This is a genomic window from Mucilaginibacter sp. P4_G9 (assembly GCF_056400985.1).
The window spans coordinates 1-14,827 of record NZ_JBFUKF010000111.1 but is presented as its reverse complement, the minus strand read 5'-3'; the positions used below and the strand labels follow the sequence as shown (position 1 = coordinate 14,827).

The window sequence follows — 14,827 nt, the reverse complement described above, 5'->3', positions numbered from 1 at the left end:
TGGCAGTTGAATTTTCTCTAAACGATGCGGAAAAGATTGTAAATGAAGTAACCAAAATACAAGGGTTTGCCATTGAATTAATTGATTATCCATTTTATTCGTTCGAGATAATAGAAACCAGGTTGTAAATCGCTTTATAATTTTATATTGCGTTCAAAATGTCAGAACAAAATACAAAAATTAACAGTATCGTTTTACTTAGGGCTATTGCAGCATTAGGTGTTTGTTTTGTACACATACAAATGTCTACCGGATTTCAAATCAATCCCTTTTTTGATTATTTAATTATTAACGGTCAACAGGGTGTTGTGATTTTCTTTGTCATTTCCGGTTTTATTTTGCCTTATTCACTATTTAAAAAAAAATATCAAATAAAAGACTTCTTTAGTTTTATACTTAAGAGAAGTGTTAGGGTAGACCCGCCGTATTGGTGTTGTATAGTTTTACTGTTTATATTAATTCCCCTGCCCCTTTCTGCTCTTAATCTGAAATCCATTTTCTTACATTTAACCTATCTTGTTCCATTTATAAAGTCAGCGGAATGGTATAGTGGGATTTTCTGGACACTTTCGATAGAATTTCAATTTTACATAATACTTGGCTTGCTTTATCCAGTATTAAGTCGTTTACATATTTCGCTGTCTATATTAATTATTTTACTACTTAGTGCTTTGTGCATTAAGTATACCGTAAAAGKTATAATAATTGGCAATGTTTATCAATTTGCTTTTGGTTATATCGCTTTTTTGGCGTACACTAACTTGTTAAATCGAAGGTGGTTTTGGATCGTGTTTGTTTTGTTTAGCACTTATATAATTTTGGCAAAGTCGACTATAGGTGGCGTAGTTCCTGCTTTGACTGTAGCTTTTTTAATTCTTTACAAAAAGGATGCTAAGGTTGCTATACTAAGTTTCTTAGGTAACATTTCTTACTCCCTTTATCTTGTTCACATACCCGCCAGCTTAATAATAATTAGATTGTTAAGCTCTTCATTAAAAAATTCAGGTATAATCGCTATTGCTTGCCTGTCCTTTTCTATTTTAATTGCGTATCTATTTTATGTATTGATCGAGAAACCTGCATTAAAACTTTCAAAAAGCATCAACTTACATAAAGATGAGATTGCACCTTAGCATTTTTTTATTTCATAAAATAAGATGTAATTACATAGTATCGGTGAGAGGATGGCTTGACTTTAACTGAATGGGTTGTGTGTAGTTGACATGATACAATATATAAATGTCAAACAGTTTATCGATACGAATTTGAAGATATCTATGTAAGGACTAATAATTAAGAATGCCTAAAATTTTGTATCATTGAAGTTAAATGTAAAAGACTGGCTTAATTCCGATAAAATAAAAGTTCCTGAAACGTTAAATAAATCATACATTCCTGTATTGGATGGCTTAAGAGGCGTGGCGATATTAACTGTTTTATTTGGTCATTCCTTTATACGCACGCCGTTAACTGTATTTAATTTGGGCAACGTTGGTGTAGAGATTTTCTTTGTTTTAAGCGGCTTTTTAATTACGTCCTTATTGCTTAAAGAAAAGCTTAAAAATGGGGAGGTGTCTTTGAAAAAATTTTATATCAGAAGGATATTAAGAATTTTGCCGGTTGCTTATTTATTTTTAGCAGTACTATTACTTCTTAATTATCTTCTTAGCCTTAACCTGTCCTCCGGTTCATTCATTGCATCTGCTTTATACGTTAAGAATTTTCATTTAAACTATAGGGAAAACTGGTTTAACGGACACTTTTGGACTTTAGCTGTTGAGGAACAATTTTATGTTATTTTCCCTGTTATCCTTGTCTATAGTTTTAAAAATTATGTTCGGCTTATTTTTCTTGTTATTATATCGGTCCCGCTGTTGCAGTATTTAGGATTTCATAACGTTGGCATTTTTTATAGTAATTATTTGATTCATAAAATTACATTTTTATTAATCAATCTTTTTGAAAATGGAACTGCGTCAATTTTAATTGGTTCATTACTTTCAATATTAATGTTTAAAGAAATTGTGCCAACGGTTAAAATCAAATCAAATCATTACTTAAGCTTTATATTATTAATAATTGCTATGGCATTCAGAATTACAGGCTTTATTTATAGCGATTATGTTACTTCAATAATATTTTCTACAATAATCGCCTTCGTTATTTATCTGACTATAATCAATTCGGATGATTTTTTAGGTATGCTATTAAAAAACAAATGGTTGATTCGATTAGGCGTGTTATCTTACAGTATTTATATATGGCAACAACTATTTTTATATAAACAGCCTTGGGGAAACTCATTCAAGTATGCTGACTCGTTGCTTTTGAATGTTCCGGCTCTCTTTATAATTGCTTACCTCTCTTACCACTTTTTTGAAGCAAGGTTTTTGAGGCTTAAGGAAATGTTTAAATAAAATCCTTCATCGAGATCAACAATATAACGAAGGTATAGTTGATTACTCCGAATACTAGGGTCATACCATCAAAACAAATCAACAATCATGGAAAAAAAATACACGTTCTGGCAACGTATCACCAGTGATACGCCCTTATTTTTTAAAAAAGCACAGATTTTAGGTGCTGGGTTGGTAACCCTTTCGGTTTCGTTAACCGGAATTGGAATTATACCTCCAATAATTACCGCCATAATGGCCACCGTTGGCACCACTATAGCTGCCGTTGCCCAATTTGCAGTAAAACAATCCGAACCTGGTAATACAATTAACAATGAAACTAAGCAATAACGGAACTAAACTGATTAAAACGTTTGAAGGTTTAGTATTACATCCATACAAAGATGTAGCCGGTGTATGGACTATTGGATACGGTTCTACCAGTTATGCTGATGGCAAGGCTATAAAAGCAGCCGACAAACCAATTACCAAAGCACAGGCAGATGAGCTTTTTGGTAAAACGCTTGAGCAGTACGAAAACGCCGTAAACAAATCTGTGCATGTGCCGCTTACTCAAAACCAGTTCGACGCGCTGGTTTCCTTCACTTACAATGAAGGTACCGGGGCCCTAAAACAATCAACCCTGTTAAAAAAACTCAACCTCAAAAATTATGCAGCCGCTGCCGAATGCTTTTCGGCCTGGAATAAGATCACAGATCCGCTTACCGGCAAAAAAGTGGTTTGCGATACTTTAACAAAACGCAGGGCAAAAGAAATTAATTTATTTAAACAGCTATGACAACGCTTGAACAACACGAAATAAGGGGCATTACCCTTAAGAACATCACGGTAACTATCATTAGTACAATAAGTATTGTTGTATCGGTTATGACAACCTATTTCCAGCTAAAAGGCGATATAAAAGATGTACGAGCAACCCAGGAAACTCAAAACCGCGTCAACGAGATAAGACTGAAAGTCCTCGAGGGTGAAGTGGCCATATTGCAACAGGAAGTACGGGAACTGAAAGACAATAGAAAATCCTGAAAAACATAAAATGGACATAAAATTAAGACATGTTCATTTTCCGATAAAAAATAAACATGTCCTTACCTGCTAATCCAACTTCAGGTTATCCAGCCTTGAATAGATCTCAAGCATGGCAGCCTGGTCAATTAATGTTTTTACTTTTTTAGGACCTAAAAGATTTTGCTCGTCTTTTTCTTCGGTCCAGGTGCGGTTGGCATCATCTACAAGGAATTTTAATTGAGCCTTGTTTTTATCAACCTTATACAACTCAATATATCCGCGAAGCAATACTGCGTTAAACCAATAGTTACCGGGTAATCTGCCGTTTTTATAAAAATGCTTTTCGGCGGCTTTGGCTACGTTTTGAGCGTCATCTAAATAGTTTTTTTCTTTAGTGATATTGTACAATATCACACCCGACTGCAGCATAGTACCCGCATTATACGTATAATAAGCCGAATCAACTTTCATCGATGGTACTCTTATCGCATCATAATAAATGCCCTTGGGCGATAACAGATGTTGCTTTGTCCAGTTGTAAGTTACAATGGCAGTATCCAGGTAGGCCTTTTTATGGGTTGCCTGGTAAAGCTGCAGGGCAACAAGAATAGCCGGACCATTTGAACAGGTGTTCTTTCCCTTTTTATTCCCTTCAACCCAGTAAAAACCGCCGCCGCCAACCATGTCATAGCCCGATAGCAGGAAACGGTATATCATTTCGGAAGTACGAAGGTATTCCTTTTTATGGTTACGGGCATAAGCATCCATCAAAGCAATGGCCACCCACTCGTTATCATCATAAAAACGGGAATCCACTTTTTCCTTTACCACCATAGCCTGGTAGCCTGGTACCGGCGGTTTGGCTGAGTAATACTGATCAATAGCTTTCATAACCGGGGCTATGTATGTTTTTGATGGGTGGCCGGCCTCCATTTCGTTAGCAGCCTGAACCAGGGCACACAATGGCCACAGGAACGAATGATTACCCTTATTGGTTACCGGATCATTTGTTTCAAAATACAGGTTTGCCTTTTTATCATAAAACTTATCATAAATATTTTTATTGATGATGGCAATCCGGCTTTTATAATCGGCAGTAGTTTGGGCGGTAGCATTTAAAACTATTGCCAGGCAAAAAGATATGGCTGATATAATGTTTTTCATAGGTATGGATAGGATCGGTAAAAATGTCTTCCGGGGATTAATGCCCGGAAGACATTTCAAATTTAAAACTTACCATCGGCCTTTAATACGGCGGCGGCTTCTATCATCATTACGCCACTCAATTGAGTAGTCAGATCGGTAGTTGCAGATGGCTGGCTCTTCCAGTCGGGACTCACAAAAAGCGCCGGGCGACTGATGCCTTTTGTATACAAGGTTTGCGCGTTATATTTCAAAAACTTAACATAGGCATCACGATCTGTGGCACCTACCGCGGATTCCTGGATCAACAAGGTAAGGTATCTAACCAAAATCCCTTTAAACAAGCCTCCATCGCCCTGCCCTTCTGATTTCAACAATCCACCTGGAGAGATATCGGTGTCATTTATAGTAGCTGTAGCATTGCGTACCGCATCGGCCAGGTAATCGGCATTATTGGTTGCCTTATAAAGCTCCAAAGCAGCGCCCATATAAACTCCCTGGTTATAGGTAAATTTATTCTTGCTGATCTGCCCGTCATGGTTACCATTTATTCCATCCCAGATGATGCCGCTTGCCGGATCAACCAATGTTGCCTTTAGCCATGTGTAAAGTTCTTTGGCTAATGTAAGATCGGCGGCATTGTTTTTTAAGCGATACAGGCGGCAGGCAAATATAATAGCCGGTGCATTGGCTGGCGTATTTTTATAATCAAGTTGCGATTTGCGCCAGGCTATTCCCCCACCCTGGTTATCATTCTTGCCGGTTTTTATATCCGTCCATAAGGTGTTGGCAGCATCCAGGTAATCATTGTCACTCGTGGCTTCATAAGCACGCAGACTTGCCAGGGCCAGCCATTCCATATCATCGTAGTATTCGTTTTGATATTTATTACCGTTGGTGGCGCGCGTACCGTTTAGTAATGACTTCATGCGTTGCTTATAAACCTCATTTTTAGTTCGTAAAAAAGCATCGGTAAAAATATCAAGCGTATGCGCTTGTGGCCAATAATTGTAATTGGTGTTTCCCGCATTATTCTGAATAAAATAATTTCCGTTGGCCGATAAATAGCTGCTATAAATCTTATCCTGTAAAGAATCGGCGGTGGCCGCAAACTTATATTCTACCGTAACAGTTGGCTTGTTGCCATAAAGCGGAAAGGGTTTATCCTTAAAACACGAGGTAAGCATCAACGGAACCATGCCAGCCAATACTACCCGTTTTATATTGTGAGTTATGATCTTCATAAACTATAGTTAAATGTTTTATTGTTGTGCACCTCCTTATAACCGCAGGTGCACAACATATAATTTTATTACTTAACAGTAACCTTGTGAGTATAGGCTTTAGCATCGGCACTAAAATCCACCACTATATCAGCCGTTTTATTATCGGCTGCTCCTGTAAATTTGAAACAGTAATCATATTGCGAACTGTTAACAGGTACCATATAATAAAATGATGCAGCTGTATTGGCATCCGGTCGGTTATTGTCAGAATTTGTACTTCCGTAAAACTGTGTGGTAGTTACACCTGCGGCATCCTTTAAAGTAAAACGGAATTTATAACGTTCATCCCTTCCCCATGATTCCTGGTGAAACACGACAGATGCATTATCAATTTCCCATTGACCATTACTTTTATAAGGCAGATCAAACCAGATCTTGTTATCGGCTGCAAACCATAAACCTACAGATACTACCTGTGTTATAGTTGCCGACGCTGTCGTAAAATCTACTACTACCTTTTCTACTTTGGTATCGCCTGTAACTGTAGTGCTGCCATCCTTTAATAACTTTACACCATCAATTGAATAAGTTGCGGGTGTGCCCGTGTTACGCTCGGCAAAATGATATGTTCCGGCTTTTAAAGAAGTGTATGCTTCAAATACACCGGTAGATGTTTGCTTTAAGTGCACGGCTTTACCCAAGTCATCACCGCCTTCGGTAGCAGTTCCGGTTAAATAAAGATCGGCAGGAATTTCACTGAAACCGGCAGCACGCTCAACCTCAATTGTACGAGACAAGCTGCTTTTTTGTACGTTGATACCTTTTGATGACATTACCGTCCATTTTAATTTACCTGTTTCCTGTGGCTGGATTCCTGCCAGGTCGGCAATTTTGTTCAGGTCTTTAAATGAGATGGTTAGTTTGTTGTATAAGCCGTTACCGTCTGATGGCATAGTATATAAAGGTTTTGAGAAATCGCCGGTAGCTTTATCAAAAGCAACCTCATATACTACAAGGCCGTTATCTTCGGCCTGTGCCTGCTCCCACTCAAATGATGCTGAAGCCGATGCAGGGTCAAGCTTTATAAATTTGTTATCGGCCGGGGCAAAAAAGTTATTTACTGCCGATACCTTTGTGTGGTTAAGGGTTTTATCTTTCTTACAGCCGGATACAATTATTAATGCCAATATGCCTGCCATAAGGCAGAAAGTAATTTTTTTCATGATCTTAATTGATTATAATTTTTTATAAATAATTATTGAACTACCAACCTGGATTTTGAGTAAGATTTGGATCAACAGCACGCTCATCGCGTGGTACCGGCCATAAGTAAGCTTTACTTTTATCGAAGCTGCGCAGATTAGCCCTGATGTACCCATTATCAACAGATAGCGGACCAAATTTGGCTCCATGCGCCCAGCCGTTCAATACCACCTCGGCTGTTTTCCACCGGCGGATATCGAATATCCGCAGACCTTCCATGGCCAATTCACTACGGCGTTCGTTACGAATGATATTACGCAGATCGGCCTGTGCCGCGCCGCTAAAGTTAAGTGCAGGCGCATCAGTAAACCCGGCACGCGAGCGGATGGCTTTTATGGTTTTATCCCAAACACCGGCATCCATCTGACCAAGTTCATTTTTAGCTTCGGCATACATGAGCAGTACATCAGCATAGCGGATCAGGATCAGATTTAGACCCGATTGGAAATTTACGGCAGATGTRGGGTCGTAATATTTGYGGATGTAGTAACCTGTTGGTGAACTTACTTTGCCGGGTGCATATTCATCCAGTTTATCCGCACCGGGATCAGATCCGGGTTTGGTATAAATGGTTTGGATACTATTATCAGCCTTTTTCCATTTATATAAATTGTAAACAACCGTATTAGTCATCCTTGGATCACGGTTTACGTACGGATTATCCTCATTATAGCCAGATCCGGCCTCGCTAATCTTTTTTCCATTATCCATCAGGTAACTGTCAACCAGTTCCTGCGTTGGGGCAAGGGCGTTTAAACGGGCACCGACAGCCAATGGTGCAAAATCAAAAAACTGGCTGTATGTTCTGTCGTTAGGTACAAACTCCAGGTCAAATATCACCTCGCTGTTATACTCGTTTTGCGGTAAAAACAATCCCTCGTATGATGGGAATAAGCTGTAGGTACCATTGGCATTATCGTTGATCAGTTTTTCGCAGGTAGTTGCAACATCCTGCCAGCGACTGTCATAAAGGTAAACCCTTGCTTTGAGCGCAATGGCGGCTCCTTTGGTAATTCGGCCCCTATCGGCTACAGCATACGCTGTGTTAACCGGCAATGCCGCTGCCGCTTCATCAAGTTCTTTCAATACAAAATCAATTACCTGGGCTTTTGGCGTGCGGGCAATTGTTTTTGAATCATCAATAGTGACGTCTTTATCAAACAAAGGCACATCACCAAACCAGGTAGCCAGTTGAAAATAATGATAAGCACGAATAAACCTGGCTTCGGCCTTCATCCTGCTTTTAAGGCCGGCATCCAAAGCTGTTACCCTATCCGCATTTTCCAAAAATATATTACAGGTTTTGATGCCTGCATAGTGGTATCCCCACTCCTCTTTAATACGCCCCAACGAAGGATCATAAGTTCCGGCTGCAAGCGACGCCACCCCGTTGGCATCGCCGCGGCTGTTATACGCATTGTCGCTCATTCCTTCGTTATAAAAGAAATAATCGCTGCGGAACATTTGTGAATAGGCAGTATTTAACACGCTCTTTGCTTTTTCTGCGGTTGTCCAAAAATTGGCATCGGTAAATTTATTTACCGGCGCCAGGTCGAGTTTTTTACAGGCCGAAACTATAACAGTTACCAGGGCCATAAAAAACAAGGTTCTATATATTGTTAATTTCTTCATGTATAATAAATTATAATGTTACATCAATACCAAACCCATAATATATCGGCGTAGGGTAAGACCTGCCACTATTTGCACCGCCACCTTGTGGTACATTGGCGTTACTGGTAAGCTCGGTTGATTCGGGGTCAAGGAATTTCATACCTGAGAAAGTGAGCATATTTTGACCAGACACATAAGCCCTAACCTTATGCATACCTATGGCTTTGGCAACACTTTGCGGTAATGAATATCCCAAAGTCACGTTTTTAACGCGCAGGTATGAACCGTCAAAAATGTACATATCAGATCCCCGCCTGAAGTTGTTGGTATTTGACTGGCTGCCGGCGGCAGCAAGCCGCGGATAACGGGCATCTGGATTTTGAGGTGTCCAGTAGTCCAACTGGTGCTGATAGATCACTTGTGAGTAGTTAAAGTGAAATGGCTCAACCTGTTCGCCACGTACAAACATGCTACGTTTGCCTACCCCCTGCATAAACAGGTTAAAATCGAAGTTTTTAAAGGTGACATTGTAGGTAAACCCAAAAGTTAAACGAGGGAAACCATTCCCTAAAACAAACCTGTCGTTATCATCAATAATTCCATCTTTATTAACATCCAGATAACGGTTATCACCTGGCGAAACAGTTAAACCGGCAGGTTTTGGCCCGTTAACAATATCATTCAGGTTTTGGAAATAGCCATCGCGTTTTAACCCAACATATGAGCCAATTGGCAAACCAACTTTATTAATCAACTGCAATTCATCATAGGTTTTTATCTGGTCGCCGCCTTCAAGATATAATACTTTGTTTTTGGTATCGGCTACGTTGAAGGAGAAAGAGTGATTAAAGTTTTTGCCTGATAAACGGTAGTTAACGGTTAGCTCCCATCCGCGGTTTTGTACTTTACCGGCATTATAGTCAGGTACCTGCGCACCATACACACCAGGTACTATTGGTGGCAATAAAATATCTCTCGTCTCTTTATTAAAATAATCAACCGCAATATTTAATGTATTTTTCAGGAAACCAGCGTCAACACCTATATTCAATGTTGCAGCCCGCTCCCAGCGGATATCGGGATTGGCAAATTTAATCTCGGTACCACCTACGCCAGAATTATTAAAACCGTACGCATTCTGGAACGGGCCATAGGTACGCTGGTATTGGTAATCGCCCACATTCTGGTTGCCCAAAATACCATATGATGCCCTTAATTTCAGATCGCCATAATTGTCCCGGTAATGCTGCATGAAATTCTCTTCAGTAATCCTGTAACCAACAGATCCGGAAGGAAAGAAAGCATTGCGGTTTTGCGTATTGAACTTTGATGAAGCATCTATCCTAAAATTAAACTCACCGTAAATTTTATTCTGAAAATTATAACCGGCACGACCAAAAGCAGAGTTCAGGCTGCTTTCGGTAGTATTGTTATTGGTTGCCGATGATGATGGATCGATGATGGTTCCTGTAACAGGAGTACCAAGTTCCGGGTCGGTATATTTAAGACGCAGGTAATTGCTTTGATTGGTTGATGATTCATTAGCCACCCCTATCAACACATTAACATTATGCGATTTGTGGAATGTTTTGGTGTACTCCGCTATTACCTGTGTGTTCAGGAAAAGGTTTTTGTTGTTATCATCATTGGTATTCCTGTCGGCACCATAAGTCCCTTTCGGGAAATAGTCAACCTCTATCACCCTGCCAAACATGTGATTTGCTAAAAGCGTTCCACCAAAAACACCTTTCAGTTTAAAATCTTTGGTGATGGCCARCTCGGCGTTTAAATTACCAAATATGTTATCGTTATCGCGTTTGCGGTAACCACCTGCTTCTAATATTCCAAGCGGGTTAAACTCTGTTAGCACATCATTGGTCAGGTACCTGCCCTGGTCGTCTTTTATTTTATAATAGGTGGGTGTTCTGCCCGCGTCAACTATAAGGGTTGATGTATTGTAGGAATGTTCTTTTATTTCGGTGCGTGAGTACGACAGGATACTTGTAAGCTTTAGCTTACCGTACTCACTGCTTAAATTTATCCGGTAATTGTAACGGCGCAACCCATAATTTGGTCCAACCAAATTGCTGCGCTGATCTGTTACCCCTGCCGATACAAGGTATGATGAGGTTGCATTACCTCCTGTTAAAGCCAGGTTATGATTTTGCAGTACAGCATTCTTTAAAATAGCATCCAGGAACCATTGCTGATCGCCCTGCTGCTGAAAATTACGGATATCCTGCGGACTATAGATAGGTTGCAAACCAGCATTCACAACAGCCTCATTCCTAAGGATGGCATTTTCATAACTGTGCACCGGCTTGTACCCTACATGCGGCTCCTGCACACCAGCCTGCCCATTGTAGCTTAATTGCGTATTTGAATTTTTCTTCCCCTTTTTAGTAGTAACTAATATCACGCCGTTTGCCGATCTTGAACCGTAAATGGCTGCGCTACCCGCATCCTTTAATACAGAAACGCTTTCAATATCCTGTGGGTTAAGCAAATTGATATCGCCGCCGGTTATACCATCTATAACAACCAGCGGACTATTATTACCCAGCGTGCTCACACCGCGAATATTAATATTGGCATAAGCCCCGGGCTCCGAATTGGTTTGCTGAATTATAAGATTTGGCGATGTACCCTGCAAAGCCTGGGTTAAATTTATCGATGGCTTACCTTCGATAGCTTTTGATGAGATCTGATCGACTGCGCCGATAATATTGGCGCGTTTTTGTGTGCCGTAACCAACCACAACAACCTCGTTTAACGAAGTACGTTCAGGTGATAGCTGCACGTTTATGGTAGTTTGATTATTTACAGATACTTCTTTGGGCGTATAGCCAATAAAACTGAATACCAGGATCTCGTCGCTGCCTACATTGTTTAACGTAAAGGTTCCGTCGGTATTGGTAATAGTACCTGTGGAGGTTCCTTTTATTTTTATACCAACACCAGGGAATGGCAGGTTATTTTCGTCGATTACCTTGCCCGTTATTTTAATAGGGACCGGCGGGGCCTGCTGTATACCTCCCGGATTATTTTCCAGCTCGGTTTTTTCGTCGATAACAACTACATCATCAATAATTTTGTAGCTGAGGTTAAATGGAGTTAACACCTCATTAAGCACCTGTTTGATGCTTTTATTTTTGGCGTTTAAAGTCACCCTGTATTCCGGCTTCAGTACATTGTCTGCGTAAGCAAATTTTATATGTTTATCGGCCGAAATTTTATCAAGGGCATCAGTAAGCTTTGAGTTTTTAAGCTTAAGCGTAACTGATACCTCTAAAAATTTCTGACCAAATGAATCATTTGCAACGGCCGAGAGGCACGTAAAGCAAACAACAAAGCAGGCGAGCGAGGTAAATTTCATTAATATTATTACATAACGAACTACTCCATTTGAAAATAGAGATATATTCATAGATTTGAGATAATTAAAGTGTTTGAAATTGAAGTGCTTTGTTCTGAATTGGACCTCGAAACGTTGCACTTATTATTAACCTGGCATTTTAAGCAACCCTGTTCAAATCCCTTTGATCAGGGTTTTTTTTATGTATTTATGTCATCATTCTTATTTTAATTTAGGTTAGCTAATAATTGGTTATATCTTTTACTAATCGGTTTAATTTAACAGCCTTTACCCCTCAGGCGATAGCCGGATCCCTCCTGTATGGCTTTACCTTTCACCAGCTTAGATATGATCTTCATAATATTTACTAAGGATACATTGGTAAAATTGGCCGAGATAGAACACTTCACTAAATTGATATCGGCATTAACTTTTACATTGAAGCGGTGCTCAATGGTATTTAAAACTTCGGGTAGCGGCATATTTTTAAATACCAGGTCGCCGTTTTTCCAGGCTGTGAGCACCTGTACATCCACCATCTCTTTTTTAACTGCCTGGTTGTTATCCCTGTTAAATACTACCTCCTGGGCGGGAGTTAAAAAAATGGTTTGTGATCTTTTTGCATTATTGGCCGCGCCGATAACACCTACTTTACCGCTTAAAACATCAACTTTTACAAAATGATCTTCGGGGTAGGCTTTTACATTAAAGCTTGTACCCAGTACCTGGGTACGGATGGTGCCGGTATGCACAATGAACGATCTTTCGGTGTTATGGGCCACATCTAAAAATGCCTCACCTACCAAAGTGATCTCTCTTTTATCGCCGCGAAATTTTTCGGGATAGATTAGCTTGCTGCCGCCATTAAGCCAAACCTTCGTGCCATCTGCCAGCGTTACGTTTATTATTTTCCCGTTAGCTGCGGCAATTTGTTTATTAGCGATGGGAGATAAATAATCAAGAATGTTATTACGATAAATATATGCCGAGAAACATAAACCGGCAAACAGGGAAGCAGCAACAAGCCATTGCTTTTTAAAGGTTTTAATTTTGCCCGATCCATCAATTTGTGCAGTGATGCGGTTGTATACCTCATCGCTGTTAAATTCAACGCCATGGTTGTTAACTTCGGGCGCATTGCCCAAATCAAGCTCATCAAAATATTGATTTACGATTTCTTCCTGCAAAGATTGGTCCTTCGCGGCGATCTGCTTTTTCCTGAAATTAAACTTTCTCATGGTTTATATATGCAGGATGCATCCAACATGCCCTACCCCCCAAAGAAGTTTAAAGTTTTTTTTGATTCTTCCTAAACTCTGCCCATTGGAGAAAATTCAATTCAATTCATAAAAACTGAGCTTGCCGGCACAACATCTGCATGCGAAAACGAACGGAGAAAGCCCGATTTATATTCCGCCAGTTTTTCTTTTTGGTTTTGTGCCTTGAGGCTTTGATACAAACCTAATAACGACCATCCGTTACCCGGATTGTGTACCAGGTCTTCCCGGTAAACCTGCTCTGCCAAAGTATTATCATCGTTTTTTAAAAGGTAGGCTCCTAAAAATTGCCGTGCCGGTATAGGCCATTCGGCAGGCTCGGCATAAATCATATTATCTTCTACTTTTACCGCCTTGTTAAGGTACGCAATACCGCTTTCATATTTGTTTTGTGCCAATAAAATTGCCCCGGCCAGTATGTTTTCTGCTATAGTGGCTCCCTCTAAAGCGGTATTAAAAGGAATACGCCGGCCATTTAAAACAGGGTTATTAATATTACTCCGCAATAACATTAGCTGCCTGCTGGCAGAATCCGGCTTACCGCTATAAATAAAGGCCAATCCTTTTGCAAAATTTTTCAGCACCTGGGCATAAGCCCAACCTGGGTTTGGTTCAACATTATCCTTCAGTATTTCATCCCATTTACCAAGACGCACCATGGTAAACACTGGCATCATATACAAATACTGCGAATAATTATCATCCGGCGCAGGCGAAACGCTATTCCGGCAATGTAAAGCAGCATCCATGCCTTTTGCATACATCCCCCCACTAAAAGCACAATAAGTTTGCACCGCGTACAGGTGCGGTATGGCTTTAGCAAGAGAAATATTTTTTGCAATTGAATAATATGCAAGGACACTTTTATTGGCCTTGTCATTAGCATCTACCCCCTGAAAATACAATCCGTTTCTCTGGTAAACATGGCTCGCCATATGAACCATATGCCCTACACCAGGGAACAGCCTTTTTAAAGGTTCGGCATTTGCCATAACCGCACCGGGATTACGGGATGCCTCTACCAGGTGAATATAATAATGCAAGGCAGCAGGGTGTTCGGGGTTTGCTTTCAAAACACTTTTACACAGGTCAACCAGTTCTGGTGTCCATTCTTTTGAGGATCCATCGGTATTCCAAAAATCCCAGGTGTGCATCAGCATTACGGCATCTATATATAGCATTTTTATGTCCACGTCTTCGGGATACACCGATATCAGCTTCTTCATACCTTGCGCATAAGCCTTTTCATCATGGGTAGTTTGTTCCTGCCCCACCGGATACCGTAGCTTCATAACCCTGATGAGTGCTTTTTCTTTTTCGGTTGCATTATTAGCATTCGCGTTTAATTTTTTTAAAACCGCGGGCAATCCTTTTGGCACAATATACACGTTAGCATTATAGTAAGGGCCCATGCTTAATGCCTGCCCCCAATAGGTCATGGGCGAAGAGGGGGCAAATCGGGCCGCTTCTTTAAACGAAGCTAATGCCTCTTTCATATGGTAACTATAATACATGGTTAAACCC

At 40.1% G+C, this 14,827-nt stretch carries 12 protein-coding genes; 5 read left to right on the top strand and 7 right to left on the bottom strand.

Annotated features, from left to right (window positions below; all coding sequences use genetic code 11):
* Window positions 1-158 precede the first annotated feature (158 nt).
* The 5 genes from AC1DPZ_RS11880 to AC1DPZ_RS11860 all read left to right on the top strand — a co-directional run bounded on the left by AC1DPZ_RS11880 (window position 159) and on the right by AC1DPZ_RS11860 (window position 3,443).
* Window positions 159-1,133, top strand: coding sequence for an acyltransferase family protein (locus AC1DPZ_RS11880; protein WP_477403511.1), 975 nt, complete (start codon window positions 159-161; stop codon window positions 1,131-1,133).
* A 186-nt stretch (window positions 1,134-1,319) separates the two neighbouring features.
* Entirely contained in the window at window positions 1,320-2,417 is a 1,098-nt protein-coding gene (locus AC1DPZ_RS11875) for an acyltransferase family protein (RefSeq protein WP_477403509.1), read from the top strand.
* A gap of 87 nt (window positions 2,418-2,504) precedes the next feature.
* Window positions 2,505-2,747: a hypothetical protein gene (locus AC1DPZ_RS11870; RefSeq protein ID WP_477403507.1), complete on the top strand. Its 243-nt coding sequence runs from the start codon at window positions 2,505-2,507 to the stop codon at window positions 2,745-2,747.
* Window positions 2,731-3,195, top strand: coding sequence for a lysozyme (locus tag AC1DPZ_RS11865; protein ID WP_477403505.1), 465 nt, complete (start codon window positions 2,731-2,733; stop codon window positions 3,193-3,195). The genes AC1DPZ_RS11870 and AC1DPZ_RS11865 overlap by 17 nt, the downstream gene beginning before the upstream one ends.
* Window positions 3,192-3,443: a hypothetical protein gene (locus AC1DPZ_RS11860; RefSeq protein WP_477403503.1), complete on the top strand. Its 252-nt coding sequence runs from the start codon at window positions 3,192-3,194 to the stop codon at window positions 3,441-3,443. Before AC1DPZ_RS11865 ends, AC1DPZ_RS11860 begins: the two co-directional genes overlap by 4 nt.
* A 69-nt stretch (window positions 3,444-3,512) precedes the next feature.
* On the opposite strand, the gene AC1DPZ_RS11855 is transcribed toward AC1DPZ_RS11860, so the two are convergent.
* The 7 genes from AC1DPZ_RS11855 to AC1DPZ_RS11825 all read right to left on the bottom strand — a co-directional run.
* The gene (locus tag AC1DPZ_RS11855; RefSeq protein WP_477403501.1) at window positions 3,513-4,589 is read right to left on the bottom strand and encodes a glycoside hydrolase family 76 protein; all 1,077 of its coding nucleotides are present in this window, start codon (window positions 4,587-4,589) and stop codon (window positions 3,513-3,515) included.
* 62 nt (window positions 4,590-4,651) lie between these two features.
* Window positions 4,652-5,812 carry a glycoside hydrolase family 76 protein gene (locus AC1DPZ_RS11850; RefSeq protein WP_477403498.1) on the bottom strand — a complete coding sequence of 387 codons (1,161 nt, stop codon included), beginning with the start codon at window positions 5,810-5,812 and terminating at the stop codon, window positions 4,652-4,654.
* A gap of 68 nt (window positions 5,813-5,880) precedes the next feature.
* Complete coding sequence (locus AC1DPZ_RS11845) at window positions 5,881-7,017, bottom strand: SusE domain-containing protein (protein WP_477403496.1); 1,137 nt, start codon at window positions 7,015-7,017, stop codon at window positions 5,881-5,883.
* 40 nt (window positions 7,018-7,057) lie between these two features.
* Entirely contained in the window at window positions 7,058-8,689 is a 1,632-nt protein-coding gene (locus AC1DPZ_RS11840; RefSeq protein WP_477403494.1) for a RagB/SusD family nutrient uptake outer membrane protein, read from the bottom strand.
* A 10-nt stretch (window positions 8,690-8,699) separates the two neighbouring features.
* Window positions 8,700-12,098, bottom strand: a complete 3,399-nt coding sequence (locus AC1DPZ_RS11835) for a TonB-dependent receptor (RefSeq protein WP_477403492.1) — start codon at window positions 12,096-12,098, stop codon at window positions 8,700-8,702.
* A 206-nt stretch (window positions 12,099-12,304) separates the two neighbouring features.
* Entirely contained in the window at window positions 12,305-13,264 is a 960-nt protein-coding gene (locus tag AC1DPZ_RS11830; RefSeq protein WP_477403490.1) for a FecR family protein, read from the bottom strand.
* 101 nt (window positions 13,265-13,365) lie between these two features.
* The coding region (locus tag AC1DPZ_RS11825; protein ID WP_477403488.1) for a tetratricopeptide repeat protein at window positions 13,366-14,827 on the bottom strand (1,462 nt) is incomplete at its 5' end.

What these genes read in the sequence shown, in the direction of transcription:
- AC1DPZ_RS11850 (WP_477403498.1), bottom strand. Translation starts at nt 5,812, where the DNA reads ATGAAGATCATAACTCACAATATAAAACGGGTAGTATTGGCTGGCATG.
- AC1DPZ_RS11855 (WP_477403501.1), bottom strand. Translation starts at nt 4,589, where the DNA reads ATGAAAAACATTATATCAGCCATATCTTTTTGCCTGGCAATAGTTTTA.
- AC1DPZ_RS11830 (WP_477403490.1), bottom strand. Translation starts at nt 13,264, where the DNA reads ATGAGAAAGTTTAATTTCAGGAAAAAGCAGATCGCCGCGAAGGACCAA.
- AC1DPZ_RS11865 (WP_477403505.1), top strand. Translation starts at nt 2,731, where the DNA reads ATGAAACTAAGCAATAACGGAACTAAACTGATTAAAACGTTTGAAGGT.
- AC1DPZ_RS11860 (WP_477403503.1), top strand. Translation starts at nt 3,192, where the DNA reads ATGACAACGCTTGAACAACACGAAATAAGGGGCATTACCCTTAAGAAC.
- AC1DPZ_RS11870 (WP_477403507.1), top strand. Translation starts at nt 2,505, where the DNA reads ATGGAAAAAAAATACACGTTCTGGCAACGTATCACCAGTGATACGCCC.
- AC1DPZ_RS11845 (WP_477403496.1), bottom strand. Translation starts at nt 7,017, where the DNA reads ATGAAAAAAATTACTTTCTGCCTTATGGCAGGCATATTGGCATTAATA.